16 protein-coding genes and 1 pseudogene are annotated in these 25,855 nt (G+C 59.9%); 9 read left to right on the top strand and 8 right to left on the bottom strand.

Translation table 11 applies throughout. The features are described 5' to 3' along the window. The first annotated feature begins 209 nt into the window (after positions 1-209). The gene (locus GOW72_RS14745; protein WP_170367355.1) at positions 210-1,976 is read left to right on the top strand and encodes an ABC transporter ATP-binding protein; all 1,767 of its coding nucleotides are present in this window, start codon (positions 210-212) and stop codon (positions 1,974-1,976) included. Here GOW72_RS14745 and GOW72_RS14740 read toward each other — a convergent pair whose 3' ends face one another. The 5 genes from GOW72_RS14740 to GOW72_RS19065 form a co-directional block, all read right to left on the bottom strand. Beyond that, positions 1,977-3,287, bottom strand: a complete 1,311-nt coding sequence (locus GOW72_RS14740) for an HlyD family type I secretion periplasmic adaptor subunit (protein WP_170367354.1) — start codon at positions 3,285-3,287, stop codon at positions 1,977-1,979. Then, on the bottom strand, positions 3,271-5,433 hold the full coding sequence (locus tag GOW72_RS14735; RefSeq protein ID WP_244952443.1) for a type I secretion system permease/ATPase: 2,163 nt from the start codon (positions 5,431-5,433) through the stop codon (positions 3,271-3,273). Before GOW72_RS14735 ends, GOW72_RS14740 begins: the two co-directional genes overlap by 17 nt. Continuing rightward, the gene (locus GOW72_RS14730; protein ID WP_170367353.1) at positions 5,421-6,758 is read right to left on the bottom strand and encodes a TolC family protein; all 1,338 of its coding nucleotides are present in this window, start codon (positions 6,756-6,758) and stop codon (positions 5,421-5,423) included. Before GOW72_RS14730 ends, GOW72_RS14735 begins: the two co-directional genes overlap by 13 nt. Next, positions 6,745-7,569, bottom strand: coding sequence for a SapC family protein (locus GOW72_RS14725; RefSeq protein WP_170367352.1), 825 nt, complete (start codon positions 7,567-7,569; stop codon positions 6,745-6,747). Before GOW72_RS14725 ends, GOW72_RS14730 begins: the two co-directional genes overlap by 14 nt. A gap of 64 nt (positions 7,570-7,633) precedes the next feature. After that, entirely contained in the window at positions 7,634-11,458 is a 3,825-nt protein-coding gene (locus GOW72_RS19065; protein ID WP_280525660.1) for a beta strand repeat-containing protein, read from the bottom strand. Between the two features lie 229 nt (positions 11,459-11,687). Between GOW72_RS19065 and GOW72_RS14715 the strand changes: the two genes are divergently transcribed. Further along, positions 11,688-13,727: a dockerin type I domain-containing protein gene (locus GOW72_RS14715; protein ID WP_244952442.1), complete on the top strand. Its 2,040-nt coding sequence runs from the start codon at positions 11,688-11,690 to the stop codon at positions 13,725-13,727. A gap of 5 nt (positions 13,728-13,732) precedes the next feature. On the opposite strand, the gene GOW72_RS14710 is transcribed toward GOW72_RS14715, so the two are convergent. From GOW72_RS14710 to GOW72_RS14700, 3 genes and pseudogenes are all read right to left on the bottom strand, one after another. Next, entirely contained in the window at positions 13,733-15,040 is a 1,308-nt protein-coding gene (locus GOW72_RS14710) for an HlyD family type I secretion periplasmic adaptor subunit (protein WP_170367349.1), read from the bottom strand. After that, positions 15,037-16,761 (bottom strand): annotated as a pseudogene (locus GOW72_RS14705) (type I secretion system permease/ATPase). Before GOW72_RS14705 ends, GOW72_RS14710 begins: the two are co-directional and overlap by 4 nt. Positions 16,762-16,962: 201 nt before the next feature. Then, a complete protein-coding gene (locus GOW72_RS14700; protein WP_093963099.1) occupies positions 16,963-17,838 on the bottom strand; it encodes a MurR/RpiR family transcriptional regulator in 876 nt (291 codons plus the stop codon). A gap of 104 nt (positions 17,839-17,942) precedes the next feature. Here GOW72_RS14700 and GOW72_RS14695 point away from each other — a divergent pair, with 104 nt between their 5' ends. The 7 genes from GOW72_RS14695 (at position 17,943) to GOW72_RS14665 (ending at position 25,818) form a co-directional block, all read left to right on the top strand. Continuing rightward, the gene (locus tag GOW72_RS14695; RefSeq protein ID WP_170367348.1) at positions 17,943-18,728 is read left to right on the top strand and encodes an N-formylglutamate amidohydrolase; all 786 of its coding nucleotides are present in this window, start codon (positions 17,943-17,945) and stop codon (positions 18,726-18,728) included. A gap of 16 nt (positions 18,729-18,744) precedes the next feature. Further along, on the top strand, positions 18,745-19,263 hold the full coding sequence (locus tag GOW72_RS14690; protein WP_170367347.1) for a TRAP transporter small permease subunit: 519 nt from the start codon (positions 18,745-18,747) through the stop codon (positions 19,261-19,263). After that, positions 19,263-20,588 carry a TRAP transporter large permease gene (locus GOW72_RS14685; protein WP_170359383.1) on the top strand — a complete coding sequence of 442 codons (1,326 nt, stop codon included), beginning with the start codon at positions 19,263-19,265 and terminating at the stop codon, positions 20,586-20,588. Before GOW72_RS14690 ends, GOW72_RS14685 begins: the two co-directional genes overlap by 1 nt. A gap of 70 nt (positions 20,589-20,658) precedes the next feature. After that, entirely contained in the window at positions 20,659-21,690 is a 1,032-nt protein-coding gene (locus GOW72_RS14680) for a TRAP transporter substrate-binding protein (RefSeq protein ID WP_093963096.1), read from the top strand. Positions 21,691-21,776: 86 nt separating this feature from the next. Continuing rightward, the gene (locus GOW72_RS14675) at positions 21,777-23,129 is read left to right on the top strand and encodes a glutamine synthetase family protein (RefSeq protein ID WP_170367346.1); all 1,353 of its coding nucleotides are present in this window, start codon (positions 21,777-21,779) and stop codon (positions 23,127-23,129) included. 94 nt (positions 23,130-23,223) lie between these two features. Further along, entirely contained in the window at positions 23,224-24,606 is a 1,383-nt protein-coding gene (locus tag GOW72_RS14670; RefSeq protein WP_170367345.1) for an aldehyde dehydrogenase family protein, read from the top strand. Between the two features lie 66 nt (positions 24,607-24,672). Beyond that, complete coding sequence (locus tag GOW72_RS14665) at positions 24,673-25,818, top strand: iron-containing alcohol dehydrogenase (protein WP_170367344.1); 1,146 nt, start codon at positions 24,673-24,675, stop codon at positions 25,816-25,818. The last annotated feature ends 37 nt before the right edge of the window (positions 25,819-25,855 follow it).

The raw sequence follows: 25,855 nt of genomic DNA, 5'->3' as shown, positions 1-25,855 counted from the left end.
TTCTGCGGGTTGAATTCGACCTGCACGACGCCGAACCAGACCACTGGTGAAGCGGTCTTGTTTCTTGGGCTGCCTCTGGAAATCCAGCTGAAGTGACCCTAACTTCTGCCGGCTGCACTTTTTCGGTGCAGTGTTGAAGCGCATAGTTATGGCAGCTTGCAAACTCTGCGCTGACGCGCAAGAAAGCGTCAGCTTGATTGGAGACCCTTATGATCAGGAAAACCTGGGCCAAGTGGCGATCCGGCCATATCGGTCGGCTGGTGGGCGACAGCTTGCGGGCGCAAGGCAAGAAATATGCGGTTGCCATGTTTGCCATGATGATCGTTGCCGCGACCACCGCAGGGACGGCTTGGATGATGGAAAACATCGTCGATGCCATGACTTCGCCTGACATGCGGTCTCAGGTTCATATCATCGCGTCAGCCGTAATCGTGCTGTTCTTGGTCAAGGCGCTGGCTTCTTACGTCCAGTCCGTGTTTCTGGCGCGCGCCGGCAACCGCATCATCGCCGAGCAACAGGAGAAGTTGTACAAAAAACTGCTTCGGCGTGGAGTGGATTTCTTTTCCAAAAGCGAGTCTTCGGACCTTCTGATGCGTGTGACCCGGGGCGCGGGTGCAGCGCGAACGCTGGTCGACGTGATCGTGACCACGTTCGTTCGGGATGCGCTGACACTCGTGGGTCTCATCTTTGTGATGGTCTATCAGCAGCCTGTGCTTTCGGCGTTGTTTTTCATCGTTGGGCCGGTTGCGCTGATGAGTGTGCGCTATCTTTTGAAAAGCGTCCGCGCGATCATGCAATCCGAGTTGAGGTCTGTTTCCGAGATCATCCGCGTTCTGCAAGAAACATCCTCAGGGATTAAAATCATCAAGGTTTTCGCACTGGAAGACCGAATGACCGAGCGGATGACCGCAGCCGTGCGCAGCGTCGAAAAGCGATCGAACGAAATTGCCAAGCTGCAGTCCATCGCCAGCCCGATGATGGAATTCCTTGCCGGAGTTGCCGTTGCCGGCGTGTTGGTCGTCAGCACAATGGGAATTGCCGGAACTGAACCGCCGACCGCGGGTCAGCTGATGTCCTTCATCACGGCGCTTCTGATGGCCTATGAACCGGCCAAGCGGCTGTCCCGGATGCGGGTGACCATCGAATCCACGTTGGTTCCGATCGAGATGATGTTCGAACTGCTGGATCAGGAAGACCCAATGCGCGAAAGCCCGCAACCCCAAGAGCTGCGGTCCGGTCCGGGCGAGGTACGCCTGCGGAACGTCACCTTTGGCTACAGCGGTGGTATGCCGGTGATCAATGGAATGAACCTGACCTTCGAGGCTGGAAAGACAACCGCTCTGGTGGGGCAGTCGGGTGGCGGCAAGTCCACGATCTTTGGCCTCATCATGCGGTTCTACGATCCTGACCAAGGCTATGTCGAGATCGACGGACAGAATTTGCAGGATGTCAGCTTTGCCTCCCTGCGGCGCAAGATTTCTTATGTTGGCCAGGATACGTTTTTGTTCTCCGCGACGGTCATGGAAAACCTGCGATATGCCCGTCCCGATGCGACCGAAGACGAGATTCGCGATGCGGCCAAAGCCGCGCATGCGCATGACTTCATCATGTCGCTGCCCAAGGGATACGACACCGAAGTCGGAGAGAACGGTGCGTTTCTGTCGGGAGGGCAGAAACAGCGTCTGGCAATTGCCCGAGCCATTCTTCGGAAGGCTGAAATTCTGCTGCTCGACGAAGCCACCAGCGCGCTGGATGCCGAGTCCGAGGCTCTGGTGAAGCAGGCGTTGGATAAGCTGACGGAGAACGTGACCACGATCGTCATCGCTCACCGTCTGTCGACCGTGCTTGAGGCAGACAAGATCATGGTTGTCCAGGATGGTCAGGTGATCGAACAGGGCAAGTTGGATGAGTTGATGGAACAGAATGGCAGCTTCCGCCGCCTGTTCGATCAGCAATTCAAGACACCGGCTGCATAATCAATCCCGCAAAGCCTGGTTCTTTACCTTGAGAACAGGCTGGATGAGATAGTCGAGAACGGTCTTCCGGCCGGCCAGAATGTCAACTTGTGCGATCATCCCCGGAATGATCTCTACCGCCAAACCATCGGCGTCCAACAAGGTGCCGCTGGTTCGGATTTCGACGACGAAGACTTCCTCGTCCTGCCGCTCTGACCGTGTAATCGTATCCGCACCGATGCGAACAATTTCGCCGTCCAGCGCGCCGTATCTGGCAAAATCATATGCGGTGATCTTGACCTTGACCTGCTGACCCGCGCGCAGGAATGCGATGTCGTCAGGACGGACGTAGGCTTCGACCAGCAGGTTGTCGTCCAGCGGAACGATTTCGACCAGATCCTCGCCGCTGCGGGCCAAACCGCCCAAAGTCGTGCGGTGGATTCGGTTTATGATGCCCCGGACTGGCGCACGAACCTGCGCGCGCGCCGCGCGGTTCTCCAACGCAGGCAGGGCGGGCTCAAGCGCCGCAAGCTGCGCAGTGGCAATGGCAAGATCGGTCAGTGCCGCGCTGCGAAACCGGCTTTTGGTAGCCGTGATGCGGTCATCGATTTCACTCAGCCCGGTTTCCAGACGGTTTGCCGCGGCCTCGGCCCTTACCTTGCGCCCCTTCCATTCCGCCTCGCTGCGTCGCAGGGCCAGCAGAGTTGTCGCAGGTTCCATCTTGCGGCGGACCAGAGGCTCCATCAAAGCGCGCTCTTCGGACAGGACCTTGAGTGTTTCTTCTGCAGTGACTCGGTCCACCAACCCCTCTTCCAATTCGCGCTGCCTCTGCTCACGTTGGCGTTCCAGAATGGCGATCTCGTCGGCCAACTCCGATCTTCGGCCGAGATAAAGAGCCGTTTCCGAGCGAACGACGTCCGGTGCTTGTTGCACAAGCTCGGGCTCGAACCGCAAATCGGATCCGTCAATTTCGGCCTGCAATCTCTTAATACGCGCCCTTAGTCCCAATGCCCTTTGCCGCTCGGCGTCCAGCTCGCTGCCGATTTGTGTCGCGTCCAATTCCAGCAGCAAAGCGTTCTTGTCGACGATCTGACCCTCTTGAACATGAACAGCTTGAAGAACCCCAGGTTCGGTTGCATCGATCACCTGAACGTCGCCAGAAGGCACAACGCGACCGTCCGCGCGAACCACATCGTCCAGTTCGGTGACGTAAGCCCATACGCCGGCGGTCAGCATGCAGCCCAACACGGCCAGCAGCAATACCGAACCGTGAAACCCCGAGCCGCCGTTAATCTCGCGGGCCAATTTTTCAAGGTCAGGATGCTGCGACATTCACGTGCCTCCGCGCGTCTTTGGCTCGTTTGGTGAGAACTGACTTGACGGCGTCAACGCCCACTTTGCCGTTTTCGATCACGATGACCCGGTCGACCAGTTCCAGCAGACTGGCCCGATGGGTAACGATGACCATAGTCGTATCCGCGGCCGCTGCCTTTAGCCGCTGAATGATGATTGCCTCGTTCTTGAGATCCGTCGCGCTGGTGGGTTCGTCCAGCAACAGGACGGGCGGCTGCCCGATCAGTGCCCGGGCTAGGGCGATGGTCTGACGTTGCCCGCCCGAGAGCCCCTCGCCACGTTCGGCCAGCATCAGATCGTACCCGCTGGGATGCCGCGATACAAAGTCTTCGACGCCCGAAATGCGCCCGGCCCGGATTAGATCTTCGTCGCGCGGGCGGACCGCACCGGCCATAATGTTTTCGCGGACCGAGCCCGAAAACAGCCAAATATCCTGCAGGACCGACCCAATGTTGCGCCGAAGGTCCCCCGGATCAATCTGGCGGATGTCAATCCCATCCAAAAGAACTGAACCGATACGGGGCTGGTACAATCCCAGAAGCAGTCTTGCGATGGTGCTTTTTCCTGATCCGATCCGCCCGAGAATCGCAACTTTTTCCCCCGGTTTGATGTCGAAGGACACGCCTTTCAGTGTGTCCTCATCCTGGTCTGGGTAGGCGAAATACACGTTGTTGAACGTGATACGCCCTTTGAAGTTGGAGCGGCTGATCCAGGTGCGCCCCGACGGCCGCTCACTGTCGGCTTGCATCATTGCGTCTAGGTTCCGGTATGCACTGCGCGCCTGGTTGAACCGAGTCAGTGTTTGAGACAGCTGACCAAGAGGTGCCAAAGCCCGTCCGGTCAGCATCACTGAGGCGACCAAGGCGCCCATGCTGGTCAGGCCGTCCGCTATCAGAAAAACACCATAAAATACGATCAGGACCTGGGCCGCCTGCTGAGTGAAACCGGTCAGGTTCAATGCGAATTGAGTGATGGCACGCGACCGAACACTGTTGCCGGATTGTCGTTCGATCGCCTCTTCCCAGCGTCGCCGCATCGTGCCGGCCGCAGTGGTCGTCTTGATCGTTTCCAGACCGGCCAGAGTTTCGATCAGCACGGATTGCTTTGACTGGCCATCCAAAAAACTGCTTTCCGCCAAGCGGGACAAAAGCGGCTGAATGGCGAGCCCGGCGATCAGCACGACTGGTACGGCGAGAGCTGGGATCAGAACCAGCGGTCCGCCGACCATGTAGATCGTAAGCAAAAACAGACCGATGAACGGCAAATCAACCACCATGACCAGCGTAGCCGACGTGAAGAACTCGCGGAGTGTTTCGAACTCACGCACCGTGTTCGCCATGGCGCCGGTTGATCCGGTTCGGGACTTCATCTGGATATTCAGAAGTTGATCGAAAACACGCCGACCCATCAACATGTCCGCATTCTGTCCTGCCCGGTCGATGAAACTGGCGCGCAGGATTTTCAGCACAAAATCAAAAAACAGCGCGATGCCGACACCGATGGTCAATGCGACCAGAGATTCCACGGCTTCATTTGGCAGAACCCGGTCATAAACGGTCATGATGAAAACCGAGGTTGAAAGCCCCAGAATATTCGTCAGAGCCGCGGCCAGAGCAACCTGCAAGTACGACCAACGATTGGCCACAAGCGCTGATCGGAACCAGTGACGGCTTGGTTGGCTTGGGTTGTTTTTGATTTCTTCGGAGTATGCTCGACGAAACAACATCGCATAGCCGGAATAGACGGTGTCGAGCTGGCATTCATCCATCTCACCAATGCTGTCTCCAAGCTCTGGGTCGTGGATCAACAGACGGCCAGACTTCGAACGGCCATGGTAGACCACGGCCCGCTGGTCCTCGAGCAACAGTATCGCCGGTGCGAGGCTGGGATCAAACTCCGACAGCCGGCGCGGCCCGAAGCCCGCCTGCAATCCATGGTCATGGGCCAGTGCGGTCGCGTCCTGCACCTTCAACCCGCCAGAGACCGAGGATTGGGTCGCCAAAAGGCTGGCTTTGGTCAATGGCCGGCCAAGCTCTGCCGCCACATGCAGCAGACATGCCTCAAAGTTGGTGAGGGGCAGGGATGTAGGAGGCTGGCTGCGTTGGGTCATGGTCAGTTGCCCCATGTTCTGAGCTGGATGCCGAGCAGATCAATGATGTCGCCCGTAAGGCTGAGCGCGGCGTAGTTCGTTAGGAAGAAATTCTGCTCCGCCAGGATCAGTCGCTCTTGGGCGTTCACAAAATCGCGCTGCGCGTCCAGTATTTCGATTAGGCTGCTGCGCCCGATCTGGAATTGCTCTTGAGTGGCGGCAACGCTGTCGGCATTTGCGGCAACTGCGATGCGGGCCTCGCGCAGACGCTGGGCGCCGGCCTTTTGGTCGGATCGAATGAAACCTAGCTCGCGCTGGATTTCCCGAACAAGAACCTCACGGGCATATTCTGCTTGTTTGACCCGCGCTTCGGCGGCGGCAATTGCAGCCCGCCGTTGACCGGTGCTGTCCAGCTCGTAGTTGACCGAGAGGTCTACGCCGAAATTAGCGTCCCTGCTGTCGTCCTGGTTGGCAAATGCCGAAACCCGCACGTCCGGCTGACGCCTCGCAGTTGCGGCAGAGCGGTCTGCCTGTGCCGCCAGAACCGCAGCGTCTGCGCGTCGAACCTGCGGGCTGTCCATCACGATGACGGCGTCGCTTCTCGACAGGTTGGGCGCTGGGACAGGGGGATCCAGTTTGCCTGGTGGGGTACCGAACACCTCTTGGAATCGCGCATTGGCACGATCAGCCTGAGCCCGGGCATCCGCCAACTTGGTCCTGGCATCCGCGACCCGAGAACGCGCCGTCAGAACGTCGGCAGCGGAACCGGCCCCTTGCGCGGCGCGGTCGGAGATCTGCTTCTCGATCTCCTCATGGCGGCGGACGTTTTCCCAAGCGATTTCAACGATTTTCCGCCGGTCGATGACCAACACATAGGTTTCAATTGCGGCAAGGGCCGTCGCGGCTGCGGTTTGAAGCTGATCGCCGCGGCTTTCGAGGACACGGGCCCGCGCCGCTGCCAAGTCTCCGGCGGCAGCTCCCCCGTCGTATACTAGCTGTGAAACCCGCAGATACGGTGATACATCCGCAATATCCGAGTCCACCCGTTCCGATCGGGCATTCACGCCAAGTGACACCTGCGGAAGAAAGGCTCCTTTTGCCGCGTCCATATCGGCAAAGGCGGCGTCAACGCCGGTCTCGCTCTGCGCCAGGTTCGGGCTGGTTTCTACCGCGCGCCGTATTCTCTGGCCAAATGAACTGCGAGTCAGATGGTCCGACGGCTTAGTCGCGCCAGCACCCGTTGATCCCTCTGAAAAAGCCATCTCAACCGGGGCAAGATCCGGAACCGGCTCACAAGCCGCAGTGAGCACGGCCACCAAACCGATCAGCAGAGGCAAGATGAGTCGATCAGATGTAGGCATATTTGGCCTCCGCATCCGACAAGTCTCGTTCCCGGGCAATGGCATCCAAGAACCCCACAAGGTCGGAGTCCCTGCCGTTTGCGGGAGTGCTGATCACCTTGGGAGGTTGCGTCTGGCAGTGGTGCATCCACAGAAGATGGTTGAGCGAGACTTGATGAGCGTAAATCAACTGCATCGCTCCGCTAGATTGCAGAACCGCTGTCTGCGCCGGCCCAAGTTGGTTGAAGCGTCGAAAGTCCACGCTCATCCAACCGTCGGGCAACTCCGCATCCTTAAAACGGGTCAATTCGACGAATAGGCCCAATTCCTTTATCAGCGCGCAGGCACGTCGGGTTGCGTTGCGATCGGCCAGAAAGCTCTTCAAGAAGCCTTTCAGGGTTTCCAGTTCAAAGGAGATCGAGCCGTCCTTTGCGAAGAACGGGCTGCCGGATTGGTCACAGGACACGAGTCCGGTGGTTTCATCTACAACAAGCTTGCCTGAGCTGGTGCGCGATCCTGCTTCGCCACCGACCAGTTCGATCGAAAACGGATGGCATCTCAGCAAGGAAGGAACATAGGTGGCCCGCCAGCGTCCTTGGTCCGAAACAAATGGTGTTTCCGGAGAAGCTGCGGTCGCCAGAATAGCATGCGGCGATACCCCGCCCCCCGAGGATCGAAACGCAATTGGAAAAGCGGCGGCGGCTTCTGAGACTTCCGCACTTACGATCTCGCACTCCAATCTGCAGCGCGCGAAATCGTAGGATGTAAATCTGTGCCACGAGCGATCGGAATGTCTGTCGAAAGTGACGGGTACTGGGCCGTTCTGTGCCATTGATGTCTCCGCTGGTCCGTTAAGAAAGGGCCGGGGCGGCCCCACCTTTTCATGCTTGTCAGGATCAACTTGACGCGCCGGTCGGATCGGTATGCAGGATGTTGTCGCTGCTCAGACCGCTCAGATCACCTAGGCCGTCAAACTGCGCGACCGTGCTGACCGTGGCAGAGGTTGGGGCGGAATAGTCCACCTTGACCAGCACACTGTCAGTTCCATCGCTGGCCAGCAGATAGATCTCATCTCCGGCTTGAGCCCCGGTAAGCGTTTCGGCGGCGGCTTCCAGAGTATCGGTTGTCAGATCGGTGAGTGTGGTTGTCAGCCCAACAAAACCTGTGTCGGCCGCGATCATGTCGCCGAGCGCCAGTGTTTCGACACCTGTTCCATCACCGCGAAGCGATGAGACATCCAACCCGCTGAACATAATGGCGTCGGCCATGTCGGCTGCAGGCCCCAGGGTGAAACCCGTTACGATGTCGGTGCCGTTGGCCGTCGGGTCCGCTTCGAAAACGATAAGATCTCGGCCAGCGCCGGACAGATCGATCACATCGTCGCCGTCCCCACCGCGGATGACATCGTCGATACCCGTGGCCGCCAATGTGTCTGCGCCGTCTGTTCCCAATACCCAATGGGTCGGGCCACCGTCGGGCGTGTTGATCGTCAACTCGATCGGCTTCGTGGGGTCCAGCACCGTCATTGTGAACGTGACGACAGGCTGGGTCAGGTCGCTGAAGCTGGTCGCGGCCCCGCCAAAACTAATTTCCGCCGCCCCGTTCGGGTTTGCCAGAAACAGATCAAAATCGGTGTTTTCGACATCGGATCCCGTGTCATAGGTCACGACCGCGGGGTCAAAACCCAAGTTGGCCGTGAAAGCCAACCCACTGGATATGTCCCGGTCCGCATCGGCATGTATTTCCAAGGTTATCGTCGACCCGCTCCGGCCTGCCTCGGAAATGAAATAGGCGGCTGGAACGTGAGCCGTCGCCTGGTCTGTCGCGGGTAGGGGGTTCGGTCCTCCGGAAACCGTCGCTGAAACCGAAAAATTCAAAAAGTCACCCGCCGTTGTACCCGAAAACGCCGTGGCAGGTACGTTCAAGCTCCACGTGCCGTTGGCCGCAACCGTGGCTGTGCCGACCGAGACCGAGTTCAACATCACCTCAACGGTTTGTCCCGCGCCGAGACCTATGGATGAACCGCTGACCGTCAGGCCGCTGGATTGCGCGTCACTCAGCGAAACCGCGTCGTTAGTACCGACCTCATTCAAGGTCAGGATGGGTCGGTAGTCGGTGGTCACCGAGGCTGCCGCCTGAGTAGCGGGGTTACCAGCGATGTCCGAAACTGATGCGGTGATAGAATAGGTTGTTCCGTCGGAAAGCGCGTTCAGATCAGCTGTAGTAATGGTGGTCGACCAGACCCCACCCATAGCGGTGGCAGTATAGGTCTGCCCGTTCAGCCCGACAGTAATGGTTTGCCCATCTTCGGCTGTCGTTGTCCCCGATACTGTCAGGTCGCTGTCCTTCTCGGTGACGTCTAGAACCGATCCAGTTCCCAGAGGGTTCAGTGCGATGGTCGGGGCGCTGAAATCGGTGTTGAACCCAGTCGAAGTCGTCTGTGTATTTCCGGCTGCGTCGCTGACTGACGCGGCAACTGTGTAGGATTCGGCATCTTGCAGGCCGCTCAGGTTGAGGGGTGAAGCGGTGTAGGTCCACGCGCCACTCGTCACTGTAGCGGTGCCTGAGACATCCACAGTCCCGTCCGCTCGGTGAACCTGGATCGAGACGATCGTGCCATCAGGCGCGTTGGAAATACCAGAGACCGTCATTCCGCCGGATTGCTCTGCCAGGTTCATGGTGCCCCCGGCCGATACCGTCGAGATTGACAGAGTGGGGGCCGTAAAGTCCGTGTCGAAGCTGCCAGTGGCCTGTGTGGCCGGGTTCCCCGCACGGTCCGAATCATCGGCGGTCACGGTGACGGTGGTTCCGTCGGAGAGGCCGGCCAGATCGGCTGCGGGAACGCTGACACTCCAGTTTCCACCTGAAACGGTGGCGCTGTAGGTTTGGCTGTTCATTCCTATGGTCACGGTCTGGCCGTCTTCGGCGGTCGTCGTTCCGGATATGCTGAGGTCGGTTCCCTGTTCGACCGCGTTCATGACCACGCCGTCCGAAAACGTGTCGATGCTGATCGTTGGCGCGGTCGCGTCTTTGGAAACTCCTGCACTCGCCTGCGGGGCCACGAGGCCATCGGCATCCGTCACGTCGGCGGTGATGGCGAAAGTTGCGCCGTCGGCAAGGGCAATCAAATCCGCGCTCGGCACGGTCACACTCCACGTCCCTCCGGACACAGGGCCCGTGTAGGTCTGACCGTCCAAAGTTACCGTGACTGTCTGGCCATCGGTGACATTCCCGGTCGTGCCGCTGATCGTCAGATCCGCCCCGACTTCGGCTGCGTTCAACACCGCACCGACGGATAGATGCGAAATCGAGATGGACGGTCCGCTCAGGTCCACGGGCACCGAAACCGCAGCAGGCGTGGCCGGGTTTCCGGCGGCATCGCTGATCGCGGCACTGATGCTGATGGGGCTGCCACTGACCAGAACGCCGAGGTCGGCTGCGGGAACGGTCACACTCCAAGCACCGCCTGAGGCGATGCCGCTGTAAGTCTGACCATTGAAGGTCAGCACAACCGGTTGGCCATCTTCGCCGGTCGTCGTGCCGGTAATCGTCAGGTCCGATCCGACGTCTACAAGATCAATCTGGCCGCCTGCGACAGGGTCTATTGTTATGGCTGGGGCGGAAAAGTCAGTATCAAAGCTGTTGGTGGCTTGAGCCGCCGGATTGCCTGCCCGATCCACCACATCAGCGGTCACAGTGACGGTCGCGCCATCGGGCAGAGACGCCAGATCGGCGGCCGGAACCGTGACGCTCCAAGTGCCGCCGGACACGGTTGCGGTATAGATCTGACCGTTCAACCCCACAGTCACCATCTGACCGTTTTCCGCATCGGTCGTACCACTGATTTCCAGATCTGACGCGCTCTCGGCCGCATTCATGACCGCCCCGTGGGAAAATCCTGTGATCGCGATGTTCGGAGCGATGGTGTCGATGTTGTACGTGGCTGTTTCGACAGCGATCTCACCTCCGGCTCCATCCAGGTGTCGGATCGTCACGGATGTGACCCCCTGAGGCAACCCTGCCGCCTCGACTTGGCTCAGCGAAACGCTCCAACTGCCGTCCGGCCCCGCTGAAACGGTTTTGGTGACCGACCCGATGGTTACCTCGACCGAAACGGTGCCATCAGGTGCTGTCGCCTTGGCGGTGGTGCTGTTGAGCGAATTTCCCTGCAACTGTGACAGGTTCAGACTGGGCGGGCGTGACGATTCCGCGGGCGTCGCGGCATCTTCGCCGCCACCGCCGCCAGCGGCGGCCGCACCGGCCAGACCCAAACCACCCAGCACCGCGCCTGCGGCTCCCATGCCGCCACCACCAGCTGCCGCTGCCCCGGCGGCTTCAGCGGCCACTGCAAGCTGCGCGACTTCAACGGCCACGTCTTCGGCAATCATGATCGAACCGTTGTCCAGAACGTGCACGTTTTCCGCGGAAACCAGGACTGTGCGACCGTCCAAAAGCTTCAGTTGGACGTCACCGTTGGGCAGCAGTTTGACCGACTGGACACCGGGCAGGACATCGGCAAACTGAAATGTGCTCAACTCCTCCTCAGTGGCTTGGGCCAGCGCCGGCAAGGCCAGAAGGGCAGAGGCCAAACCACCGCCGACGCCCGATCCGGCCCACCGGCGCAGACGCGCTTTGACCCATCTGCGGACATGCTTCTCATGCCCTGCAACTGGTGAGTCCTTTTGGATGGAGACTTCGTGCGAAACAGGTTTCATCGTCATCATGTCCTCACAATTGGTGGCCGCGGATACCCGCGCGGCAAGACCGAAGAAGCCAAGTTCTGTTCTTCTTTCCTGCTGCCGAGTTATTCATGCGGTCGGACCTTGAAAAATTGAGTTAATCTGGAGCCGAATTCCTCGTTTTCACCACAATTTCGTTCTCGTCTTTGCCTTGGCACCGCGTCACCCTTGAAAGGACTGCCAGCGATGGCATTGGGGGTGATCTGAGTTGATGCTTCAGTTCGAAAGAGTGGTTGCAACGGGGAGTCCGGCGCTCGATTCAGGTATCGGCGATACGGCTTTAAAAACGCTTAACGGTGTTACGTATCTGTACAGCACGACCCGGGCTGGCGGCGGCATCGTGGTCTGGCAGCTTGTGGACGGTGGCGCTCCGCAATTCCACGACGATCAGTATTTCAGCGGCACCATATCGTTGCAGGTCGGCAGCCTTGGCGCTCTGGTCGCATTGGGCGCAAGCGACCTGTTGGCACTGGACGTTGATACCGCCACGGGCCTTGTCGGGTACGAGGTGAATACGGATGGCACGATCGGGGCGCTGCAGGAAACGGCAGCGATTCCCGGAGGCGGAGATGTCACCGCATTGGTCCAGTACTCGGTGGGGGCGGTCGACTACCTGACGGTGGCCCATCAGGATAGTGGGCTCATCGGCACCTACGTGGTGAACTCGAATGGTTCGCTCAGTCATGTGGGCTCGGTCGCGGGTAATGCCGGGGCGATGCAGGCCGCGGCGGTGGGCAGCAACCAGTATGTCGTCACCGCCAATGCCGCCGACAATTCGATCCGGGTGTTCAGCGCCGATCAGGGAAGCGGGACGCTGATCGAAGTGGACAACACGGCAACCCAAACGCTTGGGATCAGTTCCCCGACAGCGGTGGAAACCGTTGATGCGTATGGACACATCTGGATATTGGTGGCCGGATCCAGCAGCAACTCCATCAGTGTGATGGAGCTGCGCGCAGACGGAACACTGGTTCCACAGGATCATGCGTTGGACACGTTGGGTACCCGTTTTGGCGCAGTTCAGGACATGAAGGCCGTCGAAGTCGATGGACGTGTCTTTGTCGTTGCCGGTGGCGGAGATGACGGAGTGACCCTGCTGACGATGACCCCTGATGGCAAGCTGATCTACCTAGACAGCTTTGCGGATACGCTGGATAGCGGTCTTCAGAATGTTGAGACCATCGAGGTGGCCCATGTTGGCGACGACCTTCAGATCTTTGTGGCATCGCAGCAGGATGCAGGGCTAACCCAGCTGACAGTGTCTCTGGACTCCTTGGGCAATGTCATCGAGGGGAATGGAATCGTAACTGGAACCGCTCAGGACGACATGCTGAGCGCCGGCGTTCTGGACACTGATTTGCAGGGCGGTGCCGGTGACGACATTCTGATTGCCGGTCGCAGTGAAACCACCATGCAGGGCGGTTCCGGCGCGGACATCTTCGTTATGCGATTCGGCAGTGGATTGACGACGATCACGGATTTCGAGGCCGGAACCGATCGGTTGGATCTGTTCGACTACCCGATGTTACGCAACCCCGGGCAGCTGACCGTGACGTCAACGGCACAAGGGGCTCGGATTGAGTTCATGGATGAAACCGTCGAGTTATTTTCGGCCGACGTTGGCACACTCACCAGCGCCGAAATCTTCGGGTCCGGTTTTAAGGGGCCGGATCATATCCCCGTTGACTTTGGCGTGCTCACGGGGCCCGAGGCCTCGGCCGGTGTGACGGGTCCAGTCACGGTAGAGTCTTCCGGTTCAAACCCCGCGCTGAGCGATGCTGAGATCGTGTTCAAGCCAGTTGGAAACAGCCCGATATCGGTACAGGCCGACGATCATGGCCAATTCGATCTTGATTTGCCATCAGGTTCGTTGCCGGGTCATGTGGACATCATCAAGTCCTATTCACATGCTAGCGGAGAGATCACGGCCCTCGATGCGCTGCAGGTTTTGCGGATAGCGGTCGGTTTGGGACCAACCTGGGGACCCGCAGCCCCCGAAAACCTCATCGCGGCCGATATCACCCGGGATGGCACCGTCAATGCACTGGATGCCCTGGCCATCCTGCAGGTTGCCGTTGGGTTGCCCACCGCACACGAGCCGGAATGGGTCTATCTGGACCAGAACGCCGATCTTTCCTCAATCACGCCCACGAATGTCGACTATCAAACCGGCGCTGCGATTGTGGCTCTGGATGGGGTGTTCAGTGTGGACATGACGTCGATCCTGCTTGGGAATCTCGAAGCGGTGTAGGCTGGCTATTCGCGGAACGACCTGTTGAAATAGTCCGCCATCGGTTTGACCAGGTATGAAAGCGGCGTACGCTCGTCGGTCTTAATCAGGGCCTCAACTGGCATGCCGGGCAGGAGTACCTGTCCGTTCAGACGCTCTAACTCGCTCTCAACGGGAACAACATCGGCGCGATAATAGGTGAATCCGGTTTGTTCATCCTTGAGCGTGTCTGCCGAAACATTGATGACCCGACCTTCGATTTCCGGTGTCTCACGCTGATTGAAGGCCGGAAAGCGCAGGGCGACAGGTTGGCCGACGTGCAACTGGTCCACGTGTATTGCTCCGACGCGGGCGGCCACCACAAGTGGCGTGTTTTGGGGGACGACATACATCATAGGTTCCGCTGGCTGGACGACCGACTGCACCGCAAAGACCTGGCTGCCGAAAACGGTTCCTGAGACCGGGGCCCGGATGTCGAGACGCGCCAACCTTTCATTCAAGGATAACCTACGTTGGGCCAATTCGACGACCTCGGACTGTACCTGCCGCAACTCGGCAATGGCCTCTTCCCGACGAGCGGCGGCCAATTCGACGACCTGCAATTCCGTGGTGGCAATCTGTCCATTCAAGCGAGCAACTGCAGCTTCCAGGCGCCCAATTTCGCCGGTCAAGCTGGCTTCTTCACGTTGAAGGGCTGACACTCGGCTGGCTTGGGTCAACCCGCGTGTCAGAAGGTTCTGCTGATCCTCCAACTCGTTTCCAATCAGCTCAAGCTGCCTGCGCAGGGCCACCAGCTGCGCTTTCGTCCCGTCGATTTCGCTTTCGATCTGAACCCTTTGTTTGCCCAGTTGATCGATCTTCTTGGACAGGGTTTCCAACCGAGCGGAATACAGCCGGGTCTGTCCATCAATCAATTCAGGATCGATGAGTTCCGCGGCGGCCAGCTTTTGCATCCTGTCGGAAAGCGCGTTCGCGTCTGCCCCGTCTCTTTCTGCCTCCAGCCGAACCTTCCGCGCCAATAGTTCGAACAACTGCGATTCCACGATGACTTTTTCCGACTTGAGAAACGTGTCATCGAACCTGAGCAGCAAATCACCCTGCTCGACCCGGTCGCCATCACGAACCAGAATATCGCCCACGACACCGCCATCCGGATGTTCCACAACTTGCCGATTGCTTTGCACCTCGACAACGGCTTGGGTCACGATTGCACCTGCCAGATGGGTCCTGACGCTCCAAACCCCAAGCCCGCCGACCAGAATGGCCAACGCGGCGAATCCAACAAGAGCGGGGAAAGTGATCCGCCATGGCGGCGGGCTTGAAACCTCGGTCATGCTTCACCCGCTTTGCGATACTGTTTCTGGATTGCACCCGCATTTTGGACCATGGCGTTCAACACTTCGTCACGGCTGCCGAAATTGGCGATCCGACCCAATTCGACTACGGCCAGGTGGTCGCACTCTGAAATCGCCATCGGTCGGTGCGTCATGATGATCACGGCGCGCTCGGCCGCTTTGAACTCCCGGACTGCCGCATTCAGGGCATCGGTACCCTCGGTGTCCAACGCCGAGTTCGGTTCATCCAGTACCAGCAGGACAGGATCGCCGTACAATGCCCGGGCCAGCCCTATCCTTTGCTGCTGGCCTCCGGATAGCTGACTGTTGGCTCCTTCCAAGACGGTATCATAGCCTTTTTCAAGTGAGAGGATCAGGTCATGTGCATTGGCCTACTTCGCTGCCGCAACAACAGCCAGTTCATCAGGGTTCAGCGACATGCGAGCGATATTCTCGGCCACCGTTCCGTTGAAAAGTGTGACATGCTGCGGAAGATAGCCGATGTGGCGCCCCAACTCATCAGGGTCGTATTGATCCAGAGTTGCGCCGCCCAATCTGATCTCTCCGGCAGCAGGTGTCCAAAGGCCCAACAGCGCTTTGGCGAGCGTGGTTTTTCCCGAACCGCTTTTGCCGATCACTCCAAGGGCACGGCCGGGCTCCAACACGAACGAGGCGTTTTGGATAGTGGGGGTTTCGGATCCAGGGGGTATGATCGTCAGGTTCCGGACCGACAAACGGGCTTCCGGTGTGGGCAGGCGGGTTCTGGAGGGTTCGACAGGGACATGGGCCAAATAGTGGCTAAGCGATGACCAGGCGCTACGGGCCCGCTCGATCGCGCCCCATTGTCCAACGACCTGCTCAATCGGCGCGAGTGCGCGGCCCAAAAGGATAGAGCCTGCGATCATCGCACCGGCGGTCATTTCGTTTTGCAGTACAAGCCAGGCTCCCAAGGCGAGCATAGCCGATTGCAGAAACAGCCTGAGCGATTTGGTCAGTGAGGTGAAGCTGCCAGTCCAGTCGCTGGCGGCAATACTCTGGGACAGCGTGGCCGATCTTTGTGTCAACCAACGCCGCGTTATGTCCTTTCGCATGCCTTGGGCGCGAATGACCTCGGCTGCCTGGCGTGCATTTTCGGACATTGAATTCGCCAACGCGGACGCAGCCTGGGCCTGAGCCACTTTGCGATGGGTCATCATCTGGTTCAGGATTGCGATCACGATCAGCACCGCTCCGCCTGTTACGGCCAACCATCCGAGCAGTGGATGAAAAAGAAAGATCGCCGCGAGGAAAACGGGTGTCCACGGGATATCCATGGCCGCTAGCAAAACGGGCGAGGAGCACAGCGTTTGAATGGCTTCCAAATCGCGCAGCGCTCTTGCCGGAGCTGCACGGATTTGCGGCACCAGTGCATCGCGCAAGGTTGCATCGAACACACGTTAGTCCAGAGTCGACTGAAACCGGGCACCAAATCGCGCGACAATGCGACCGCGCGCAAAATCCAGCATGGCCATCAGAGCGTACAGCAGCGCAACCAGCAAAAATAGTGCGGTCAACGTTTCAACGGCGCGAGACCCCAAAACGCGGTCATAGACCTGGAGCATGAACAACGGCCCCGTCAGCATCAGCAGGTTGACGAAGATGCTGAACAGGAACGCAATCCCGAGAAACGTAACCCCTCGGTTCCGTGCATCCCTGACTTCGTCGGTGCGCAATGCATCCATTGAATTGCGGCGTTCCACTGGCTCGGCCTCTTGGTTTTTCGACCACTTGCCCGGGTCGTTTCGCCGCGATGTCCGTCACTGTCGGACCCAACCCACCAGACAAAGAGTCATCAAGGGTTGGAAGCAGGTTTCAGACTCGCGTTGGCCGACACCCTACAGGTCGCGGTCCAATGGAACAATGGGATTGAAGGCAGCCAAGGCTCACGCCTCGTGGCTGCGGAAAATCCGTGTGGTCGAGAAATAGCGCTCCAACTCCTCGATACGCTCTTTGCTTTCTTCCCAGCGCGCTTCCTGAACCTCGGCGATCAGGGTTTCCGAAATGAGTTGAAGGGCGATCGTCGAATCCCAGCTTGATGGGGCTTCGACCAGAGCGTGAAACGTATAATTGGCCGATTTGCCGATGGGCGACCCCCATTGGTCGGTGAACAGCACGACGGTCACTCCGCGATCGGACGCAACTTGCGCCAGCTTCTCCAGATGCGCTTCGTAGCGGCGGATGTCGAAGATGACCAGAACCGAGCTTTCGTCCATGTCCAGCAGGTATTGCGGCCATACATTGGCCGAGTTGCCCAGCATGGTCACGTTGGGCCGGATGATCTGCATGTGGTTGAACAGATAGTCGGCGTTCGAGCGGGTGATGCGGCCGCCCACGACATACAAATGGCGCTCGGTATCGGCCAGCAACTGCGCCACCGCGTCGAACATCGACTTGTCCAGCCGCTCCAGTGTGTGTCGCATGTTGGTCCAGACGGCTTGGGCAAAACGCGTGATCGGATGCTCGGTTTCATCATCCACGATCCAGGCGTCGCGTTTCGAGATCGGCTTTTGGATCTGTGCCGCGACTTCTTCGCGCAACGCCTCCTGCAACGCCGGAAACCCATCGAAACCCAGTTTTCGCGCCATGCGAATGACCGTCGGGGTGGACACTTGTGCCGCCGCTGCCAGCTTGGTGATCGATTGCAGCCCACCCATCGGATAATCCTGCAACAGGACCGATCCCAGCTGCCGTTCCGAGCGGGTCAGGCCTTCAAGTTCGTCCTGAATGCGTTGTTTGACCGTTTTGGCGACAGAGGCCATCGGTGCCCTCATATTATTCAATTTGCTACAGGATATGAGCGATTGTAATTTTGTCTACAGAAATTTTCTTGACAGGCTCAAGGCCACTGTAACAAATGCTACGCATGCAGTCCAAGACCGAGTCATCTCTGTTATCCCCTCTGGAAGTGCCCGCCGCACGTGTGTTGAACGCGCGTGGCGTGGCGCGCGCGGTTCTGGTGTGCGAACACGCAAGCCGGTTCATTCCTGCGGCTTTGGATGGGCTGGGGTTGGACGACGTGGCGGCCCGTTCACACGCGGCCTGGGATATCGGGGCACTAGAGGTTGCAGTTGAACTGGCCGGCGCCCTGGATGCGCCTCTCGTACACTCGCGGGTCAGTCGGCTGGTCTATGACTGCAATCGTCCGCCCGAACGGGAAGACTCGATGCCGCCGCGCAGCGAGGTGTTCGCGGTGCCAGGCAATCATGGTCTGACCGCGGAACAGCGCGCCCAGCGAGTTCGCGACATTTATAAACCGTTCCGGGGTCTCTTGTCGCAAACGCTGGACCGCCGCCCAGAACCGCCTGTTCTGATTACGATCCACAGTTTTACACCAATCTACAACGGCAAGACCCGGGCGCTCGAACTGGGGATATTGCATGACTCTGATGACCGTGCGGCTCAGGTCATGCTGAACCATGCAGCGCATTGCGGGCTGAGAGTGGCGTTGAACGAACCGTATTCGCCAGAGGATGGTGTCACGCACACTCTGCGTGAGCACGGTATCGCGCGGGGCTTGCCCAACGTGATGATCGAGATCCGCAATGATCTGATCGACACGCCGACCGGGGTCAATCGGATCGTGGGGCTATTGACGCCAATTTTGGCCGCCACGGTCGAAACCTTTTCCGACGCAGGGCAGAACACATGAGGACAGGGGTGCAGGTATGAGCTTCATGCGGGGATATATTGCGGTCATCGACCGCATGAACCGCTGGACCGGGCGTGTCGTCATGTACGGCATCTTCGTGATGATGGGCATCCTGCTGTGGTCGTCGATCTCGAAGACCTTTTTCCTGCCGTCGCTCTGGACGCTCGAAGTCGCGCAGTTCGCGATGGTGGCCTATTACATCCTGGGCGGGCCGTATTCGATCCAGATGGGCTCGAACGTGCGGATGGACCTTCTGTACAGCGAATGGTCGCACCGGCGGCGGGCCTGGACCGATGCGATCACCGTGCTGTTCCTGATCGTCTACCTAGTCGTGATGATCTATGGCGGGTTCGACTCGCTCAGTTATTCCCTGCAATATGGCGAGCGCAGCCCGACCGCGTGGCGCCCTTATCTGTGGCCGATCAAAGTGATCATGGTCGTGGGGCTGATCCTGATGCTGCTGCAGGCCATTTCCGAACTGTTCAAAGATATTCTACGCCTCAAGGGCGATGACATCCCGCGCGAGGTGATCTGATGTCGTATGAGTTGATCGCCATCCTGATGTTCTCGACCATGATGCTGATGCTGCTGACCGGTCAGCGCGTGTTCGGTGCCATCGGTTTCGTGGCCGTGGTGGCGGCGCTGCTGCTGTGGGGCGACCGCGGCGGCTATGACATCGGGTTTTCGGCCGCGATGAAGCTGATGAAATGGTACCCGCTGCTGACGCTGCCGATGTTCATCTTCATGGGTTACGTTTTGGCCGAGTCCAAGATCGCCGACGACCTGTACAAGATGTTCCATGTCTGGATGGGCGGGCTGAATGGCGGGCTGGCCATCGGCACGATCGGGTTGATGGTGCTGATCTCGGCGATGAACGGGCTCAGCGTCGCGGGGATGGCCATCGGGGCCACCATCGCGCTGCCCGAGCTGCTCAAACGCGGCTATGATAAGAAAATGGTGACCGGAGTGATCCAGGCCGGGTCATCGCTGGGCATCCTGGTACCGCCGTCGGTGGTGCTGGTTCTCTATGCGATGATCGCGCGTCAGCCGGTGGGGCAGCTGTGGTTGGCGGGCATCCTGCCGGGCCTGATGATGGCGGGGATGTTCATCCTGTACATCGTGATCCGCTGCCGGATAAACCCGGAACTCGGCCCGGCCCTGTCGAAGGAAGAGCGCGACGTGCCGATGGCGGAAAAGTTGCGTCTGCTGCGCGCGGGACTGCTGCCGCTGGCGATCTTCGCGGCGATGATGGTGCCCTTCGTCAATGGCTGGACCTCGCTGGTCGAAAGCTCGGCCATCGGTGCGCTGACGGCTTTTGCCGCCGCCGTGCTGAAAGGGCGGATGACGCGGCAGGTGTTCGAGGTCTCGGTGCGTTCGACCCTGGGCATCACTTGCATGTTCATGTGGATCATCCTGGCCGCGCTGGCCTTTGGTGCGGTGTTCGATGGGCTGGGCGCCGTGCGCGCGATCGAGACCCTGTTCACCGAACGGCTGGGTCTGAACCCCTGGGTGATCCTGATCCTGATGCAGTTGAGCTTCATCCTGATGGGCACCTTCCTGGACGACACCGCGATGCTGGTGATCGTGGCGCCGCTCTATGTGCCGCTGGTGGGGGAACTGGGCTTTGACCTGATCTGGTACGGGGTGCTGTACACGATCACCACGCAGATCGCTTATATGACGCCGCCCTTCGGCTATAACCTGTTCCTGATGCGGGCGATGGCCCCGCCCGAGATTTCGCTGCGCGACATCTACGGCTCGATCCTGCCCTTCGTGATGGTGATGACGCTGGCGCTGGCCATCATCATGACCTTCCCGCAGATCGCGCTGTGGCTGCCCGACTACATCTACAACAAATGACCCCGGACATACCGGGGCACCTGCGAGAGGTTGGTCTCTCGCCCATCGAAACCGACAACGGAGAGAGAAGATGACGAACAGACGCACATTCCTGAAAGGGGCCGCCGCAGCCCCGGCCGCCGCGCTGGCAACGCCCGCGCTGGCGCAATCCACGATCCGCTGGCGCATGCAGACCTATGCCGGCCCGGCATTGGCTGAGCATGTGATCGACCCGGCCATCAAGATGTTCAACCAGATCGCCGGCGACCGGATGCAGATCGAGCTGTTCTATGCCGACCAGCTGGTGCCCACCGGCGAGCTGTTCCGCGCCATGCAGCGCGGCACGATCGACGCGGTGCAGTCGGATGACGACTCGATGGCCTCGCCCACCGAGGTGACCGTGTTCGGCGGCTATTTCCCGTTTGCCTCGCGCTATTCTCTGGACGTGCCGGTCCTGTTCAACCAGTACGGCCTGAACGAGATCTGGGACGAAGAGTATTCCAAGGTGGGCGTCAAGCACATCTCGGCCGGTGCGTGGGACCCGTGCCATTTCGCCACCAAAGACCCGATCAATAGCTTGGCGGACCTTCAGGGCAAGCGGGTCTTCACCTTCCCGACGGCGGGCCGGTTCCTGTCGCAGTTCGGCGTGGTCCCGGTGACCTTGCCGTGGGAGGACATCGAGGTCGCCGTGCAGACCGGCGAGCTGGACGGCATCGCGTGGTCGGGCATCACCGAGGACTACACCGTCGGCTGGGCGGACGTGACCAACTACTTCCTGACCAACAACATTTCGGGCGCCTGGGCCGGGTCGTTCTTTGCCAACATGGACCGCTGGAACGAACTGCCCGAAGATCTGCAGACCCTGTTCCGCGTCTGCACCGACCAGTCGCACTACTACCGTCAATGGTGGTATTGGGGCGGCGAGGCATCGCTGCGCGTCAATGGCGACAAAATGAAGCTGACCTCGATCCCCGATGAAGAATGGGCGCAGGTCGAAGCCGCCGCAGTGGCCTTCTGGGATGAGATTGCAGCCGAGTCCGAGACCAAGGCCAAGGTTGTCGAGATCATCAAGAAGTACAATGCCGACATGCAAAAGGCTGGCCGTCCCTACCGGTACGGCTAAGGTGAAACCGGCCTGCCCTCATACCGGGGGCAGGCCGTCGAAAACGTCAGTCCGGCAGGTGGCGCCGGCGCAGAAATAGGTGGCTCATGCTCAACTTCGACACGCTCAAGACCCAAGTTGCCGAAGGCTCGGTCGATACTGTTCTGGTCTGCATGGTGGACATGCAGGGCCGCTTGATGGGCAAACGATTCCACGCGGGTCATTTCGTGGCCGGGGCCTGGGAAGAAACCCATTGCTGCAACTACCTGCTGGCCACCGATCTCGAGATGGCGACGCCGGACGGCTATGCCTCGACCAGCTGGGAGCGCGGCTATGGCGACTATGTCATGAAGCCCGACCTCAGCACTCTGCGCCCGGTGCCGTGGCTGGAGGGCACGGTGATGGTGATGTGCGACGTGCTGGATCACCACACGCATGAAGAGGTTCCACACGCGCCTCGGTCTATTTTAAAGAAGCAGGTCAACCGGCTGAAGGCCATGGGCTATGACGCGATGTGCGCCACCGAGCTGGAGTTTTTCCTCTTTGAGAAGAGCTTTGACCAGATCCGCAAGGAGGGTTTCCGCGATCTGGAACCGATCTCGGGCTACAACGAGGATTACCACATCCTTCAGACCACCAAAGAAGAGCATGTGATGCGGCCGATCCGCAATCACCTTTGGAATGCGGGCATTCCGGTCGAAAACTCCAAGGGCGAGGCCGAGGCCGGGCAGGAAGAACTGAACATCAAATATGCCCCGGCCATGCAAACGGCCGAGTATCATTCGATCGCCAAGAACGCGGTCAAGGAGATCGCGTGGCAGTACGGCCATGCAGCGACCTTCCTGCCGAAATGGCATCATGACCGGGTCGGGAGTTCGTCACATGTGCATCAGTCGCTGTGGACGGACGGGCAACCGGCCTTCTATGACCCGGCCGATCCGCTGGGCATGTCGGACCTGATGAAAAACTACATGGCGGGCCTGTTGAAATACGCGCCCGACTATACCTGTTTCATGGCACCCTACATCAACAGCTACAAGCGGTTCATGAAGGGCACCTTTGCGCCGACGCGGATCATCTGGTCGGTGGACAACCGCACCGCGGGGTTCCGGCTGTGTGGCGATGGAACCAAGGCGGTGCGGGTGGAGTGCCGGATTCCGGGTTCGGACATGAACCCCTATCTGGCCATCGCGGGCATGCTGGCCGCAGGGATCGCGGGCATCGAGGAGGGGCTCGAGCTGCAGCCGCCGACCAAGGGCGATGTCTATCAGGGGGATACGGGCATGATTCCGGGCAACCTGCGCGCGGCGCGGGATGCGTTGCATGGGTCGTCCATGCTGAGGGCGGCCATGGGCAATGACGTGGTGGATCACTATGTCCGCGCCGCCGAGGTCGAGATCGAGGAATTCGAGCGCGTGGTGACCGATTGGGAGATTGCCCGCGGGTTCGAGCGGGCGTAGAGGGTGGATGTGAGGGGCCAGCCCCTCACGCTCCCCGGAATATTTTTGGCCAGATGAAGCAGCGGGTCTGCTTTGCTTGAGGATGGAGTGACCAATGGGTCAGGTGTTGAAATGTATCTCGCCGATCGACGGATCGGTGTTTGCCGAGCGGAACACGCTGGATCGTGACGCGGCATTTGCCGCAGCGGGCCAGGCGCGGGCGGCGCAGGCGGATTGGGCAGCGCGGCCCCTGCAGGAGCGGATCGATCTGGTGATGGCCGGCGTTGCCGCCGTGGGTGCGATGAATGACGAGATCGTGCCGGAACTGGCCCGGATGATGGGGCGGCCGGTGCGTTATGGCGGCGAGTTCGGCGGTTTCAGCGAACGCGCGACCTATATGGCGGGCATCGCGCGCGATGCGCTGGCTGATATTGCCGTGGGCGAGGACGAGACGTTCAAGCGATACATCAAGCGCGTGCCGCATGGCGTGGTGTTCGTCGTGGCGCCCTGGAACTATCCGTACATGACGGCGATCAACACTGTGGCGCCGGCCTTGATCGCGGGCAATACGGTTGTGCTGAAACATGCCACGCAGACCTTGTTGGTGGGCGAGCGGATGGCGCGGGCCTTCCACTCGGCTGGCGTGCCCGAGGACGTGTTCCAGAACCTGTTCCTGAGCCATGACGTGACCAACGATCTGATTGCCGGCAAGGCGTTCGATTTCGTGAATTTCACCGGCTCGGTCGCCGGAGGGCAGGCGATGGAGCGGGCGGCGGCCGGTACCTTTACCCCCGTCAGCACCGAGTTGGGGGGCAAGGACCCGGGCTATGTCATGGATGACGCCGATCTGGATGCGGCGGTCGAGACGCTGATCGACGGGGCTATGTTCAACTCGGGCCAGTGCTGTTGCGGGATTGAGCGGATCTATGTGCATGAAAGCCTGTATGACGATTTCGTCGCCAAGGCGGTCGAGATCGTCAAGGGCTACAAGCTGGGCAACCCGCTGGACCCCGAAACGACGCTGGGGCCGATGGCCAATGTGCGTTTTGCCGACGAGGTGCGCGCGCAGATCGCCGAGGCCGTGGCCGCCGGTGCAGTGGCGCATATCGAGACCTTTGCCGGAGATGACGGCGGCGCCTATCTGACGCCGCAGATCCTGACCAACGTCACGCACGACATGCGCGTGATGCGCGACGAAAGCTTCGGCCCGGTCGTGGGGATCATGAAGGTGTCTTCGGATGACGAGGCCATTGCCTTGATGAACGACAGCGAATTTGGCCTGACCGCCTCGCTGTGGACGCGCGATGTGGCGCGGGCCGAACGCATCGGAGACCGGATCGAAACCGGAACCGTGTTCATGAACCGGGCCGACTATCTGGACCCGGGTCTGTGCTGGACCGGCTGCAAGAATACCGGTCGTGGCGGCGGCCTGTCGATCATCGGATATCACAACCTGACACGTCCCAAATCTTACCACCTGAAAAAGGTGACGGGCTGAGGACGATTTGCCTGCCCCGGACCGACCCCCTCGCCGGGGCAGGCCTTAGACACAAGGAAAGCTGACATGAGTCTTGTTGGAAACTGGTCCTATCCGACCACGATAAAATTCGGCGCGGGCCGCATCAAGGAACTGCCCGAGGCCTGCGCGGCGGCTGGGATCAAGCGCCCGCTGCTGGTGACCGACCGCGGCCTTGCCGATCTGCCGATCACCGCCGCGACGCTAGACATTCTTGAGGCCGCCGGGCTGAGCCGGGGCCTGTTCAGCGAGGTCGATCCGAACCCGAATGAAAAGAACCTCGAGGCCGGTGTGGCCGCCTACAAGGCGGGTGAACATGACGGTGTGATCGCGTTTGGCGGTGGTTCGGGGCTGGATCTGGGTAAGATGGTTGCCTTCATGGCCGGTCAGACGCGGCCGGTCTGGGATTTCGAGGACATTGGCGATTGGTGGACCCGTGCGGACGCCGAGGCGATCGCGCCGATCATCGCGGTGCCGACGACGGCCGGCACCGGCTCGGAAGTGGGCCGCGCCAGCGTCATCACCAATTCGGAAACCCATGCCAAGAAGATCATCTTCCACCCCAAGGTGCTGCCGACCGTCGTGATCTGCGACCCCGAGCTGACCGTGGGCATGCCGAAATTCATCACCGCCGGGACCGGGCTGGATGCCTTTGCGCATTGCGTTGAGGCCTATTCCAGCCCCCATTACCACCCGATGAGCCAGGGCATCGCGCTGGAAGGAATGCGGCTGGTCAAGGAGTACTTGCCACGCGCCTATGCCGATGGCACCGACATCGAGGCCCGCGCCCAGATGATGAGCGCGGCCGCCATGGGTGCAACGGCTTTCCAGAAGGGGCTGGGCGCGATCCACGCCATGAGCCACCCGATCGGCGCGGTGTTCAATACCCATCACGGCACCACCAACGCGGTCTGCATGCCTGCGGTTCTGGAGTTCAACGCGCCTGTGATCGCCGACCGGTTCGAAGCAGCTTCAGCCTATCTGGGCATTTCGGGCGGGTTCGACGGGTTCCGGGCCTTCGTGCAGGAGTTCAACGACTCGCTGGGCATCCCGCGCAAGCTGTCCGATCTGGGCGTGACCGAGGAAGCGATCCCGGAGTTGGTCAAGGGTGCCATCATCGACCCCTCGTGCGGTGGCAACCCCATCGAGTTGACCGAGGAAAACCTGACCGGATTGTTCAGGGCTGCTCTTTAAGTGTTAGTCGGATCCGGGGAATTGATACGCTCCGGGT

The organism is Ruegeria arenilitoris (genome assembly GCF_013032855.1).
In the GTDB taxonomy this organism is placed as follows: domain Bacteria; phylum Pseudomonadota; class Alphaproteobacteria; order Rhodobacterales; family Rhodobacteraceae; genus Ruegeria; species Ruegeria arenilitoris.
Note: the sequence above shows the minus strand (reverse complement) of the source record. Positions and strands in the feature narration are given on the sequence as shown.

Excerpts from the sequence above, each read along its gene's own strand:
- GOW72_RS14745 (WP_170367355.1), top strand. The coding sequence starts at position 210 with ATGATCAGGAAAACCTGGGCCAAGTGGCGATCCGGCCATATCGGTCGG.
- GOW72_RS14740 (WP_170367354.1), bottom strand. The coding sequence starts at position 3,287 with ATGTCGCAGCATCCTGACCTTGAAAAATTGGCCCGCGAGATTAACGGC.
- GOW72_RS14735 (WP_244952443.1), bottom strand. The coding sequence starts at position 5,433 with ATGGGGCAACTGACCATGACCCAACGCAGCCAGCCTCCTACATCCCTG.
- GOW72_RS14730 (WP_170367353.1), bottom strand. The coding sequence starts at position 6,758 with ATGCCTACATCTGATCGACTCATCTTGCCTCTGCTGATCGGTTTGGTG.
- GOW72_RS14725 (WP_170367352.1), bottom strand. The coding sequence starts at position 7,569 with ATGGCACAGAACGGCCCAGTACCCGTCACTTTCGACAGACATTCCGAT.
- GOW72_RS19065 (WP_280525660.1), bottom strand. The coding sequence starts at position 11,458 with ATGACGATGAAACCTGTTTCGCACGAAGTCTCCATCCAAAAGGACTCA.
- GOW72_RS14715 (WP_244952442.1), top strand. The coding sequence starts at position 11,688 with ATGCTTCAGTTCGAAAGAGTGGTTGCAACGGGGAGTCCGGCGCTCGAT.
- GOW72_RS14710 (WP_170367349.1), bottom strand. The coding sequence starts at position 15,040 with ATGACCGAGGTTTCAAGCCCGCCGCCATGGCGGATCACTTTCCCCGCT.
- GOW72_RS14700 (WP_093963099.1), bottom strand. The coding sequence starts at position 17,838 with ATGGCCTCTGTCGCCAAAACGGTCAAACAACGCATTCAGGACGAACTT.
- GOW72_RS14695 (WP_170367348.1), top strand. The coding sequence starts at position 17,943 with ATGCAGTCCAAGACCGAGTCATCTCTGTTATCCCCTCTGGAAGTGCCC.
- GOW72_RS14690 (WP_170367347.1), top strand. The coding sequence starts at position 18,745 with ATGAGCTTCATGCGGGGATATATTGCGGTCATCGACCGCATGAACCGC.
- GOW72_RS14685 (WP_170359383.1), top strand. The coding sequence starts at position 19,263 with ATGTCGTATGAGTTGATCGCCATCCTGATGTTCTCGACCATGATGCTG.
- GOW72_RS14680 (WP_093963096.1), top strand. The coding sequence starts at position 20,659 with ATGACGAACAGACGCACATTCCTGAAAGGGGCCGCCGCAGCCCCGGCC.
- GOW72_RS14675 (WP_170367346.1), top strand. The coding sequence starts at position 21,777 with ATGCTCAACTTCGACACGCTCAAGACCCAAGTTGCCGAAGGCTCGGTC.
- GOW72_RS14670 (WP_170367345.1), top strand. The coding sequence starts at position 23,224 with ATGGGTCAGGTGTTGAAATGTATCTCGCCGATCGACGGATCGGTGTTT.
- GOW72_RS14665 (WP_170367344.1), top strand. The coding sequence starts at position 24,673 with ATGAGTCTTGTTGGAAACTGGTCCTATCCGACCACGATAAAATTCGGC.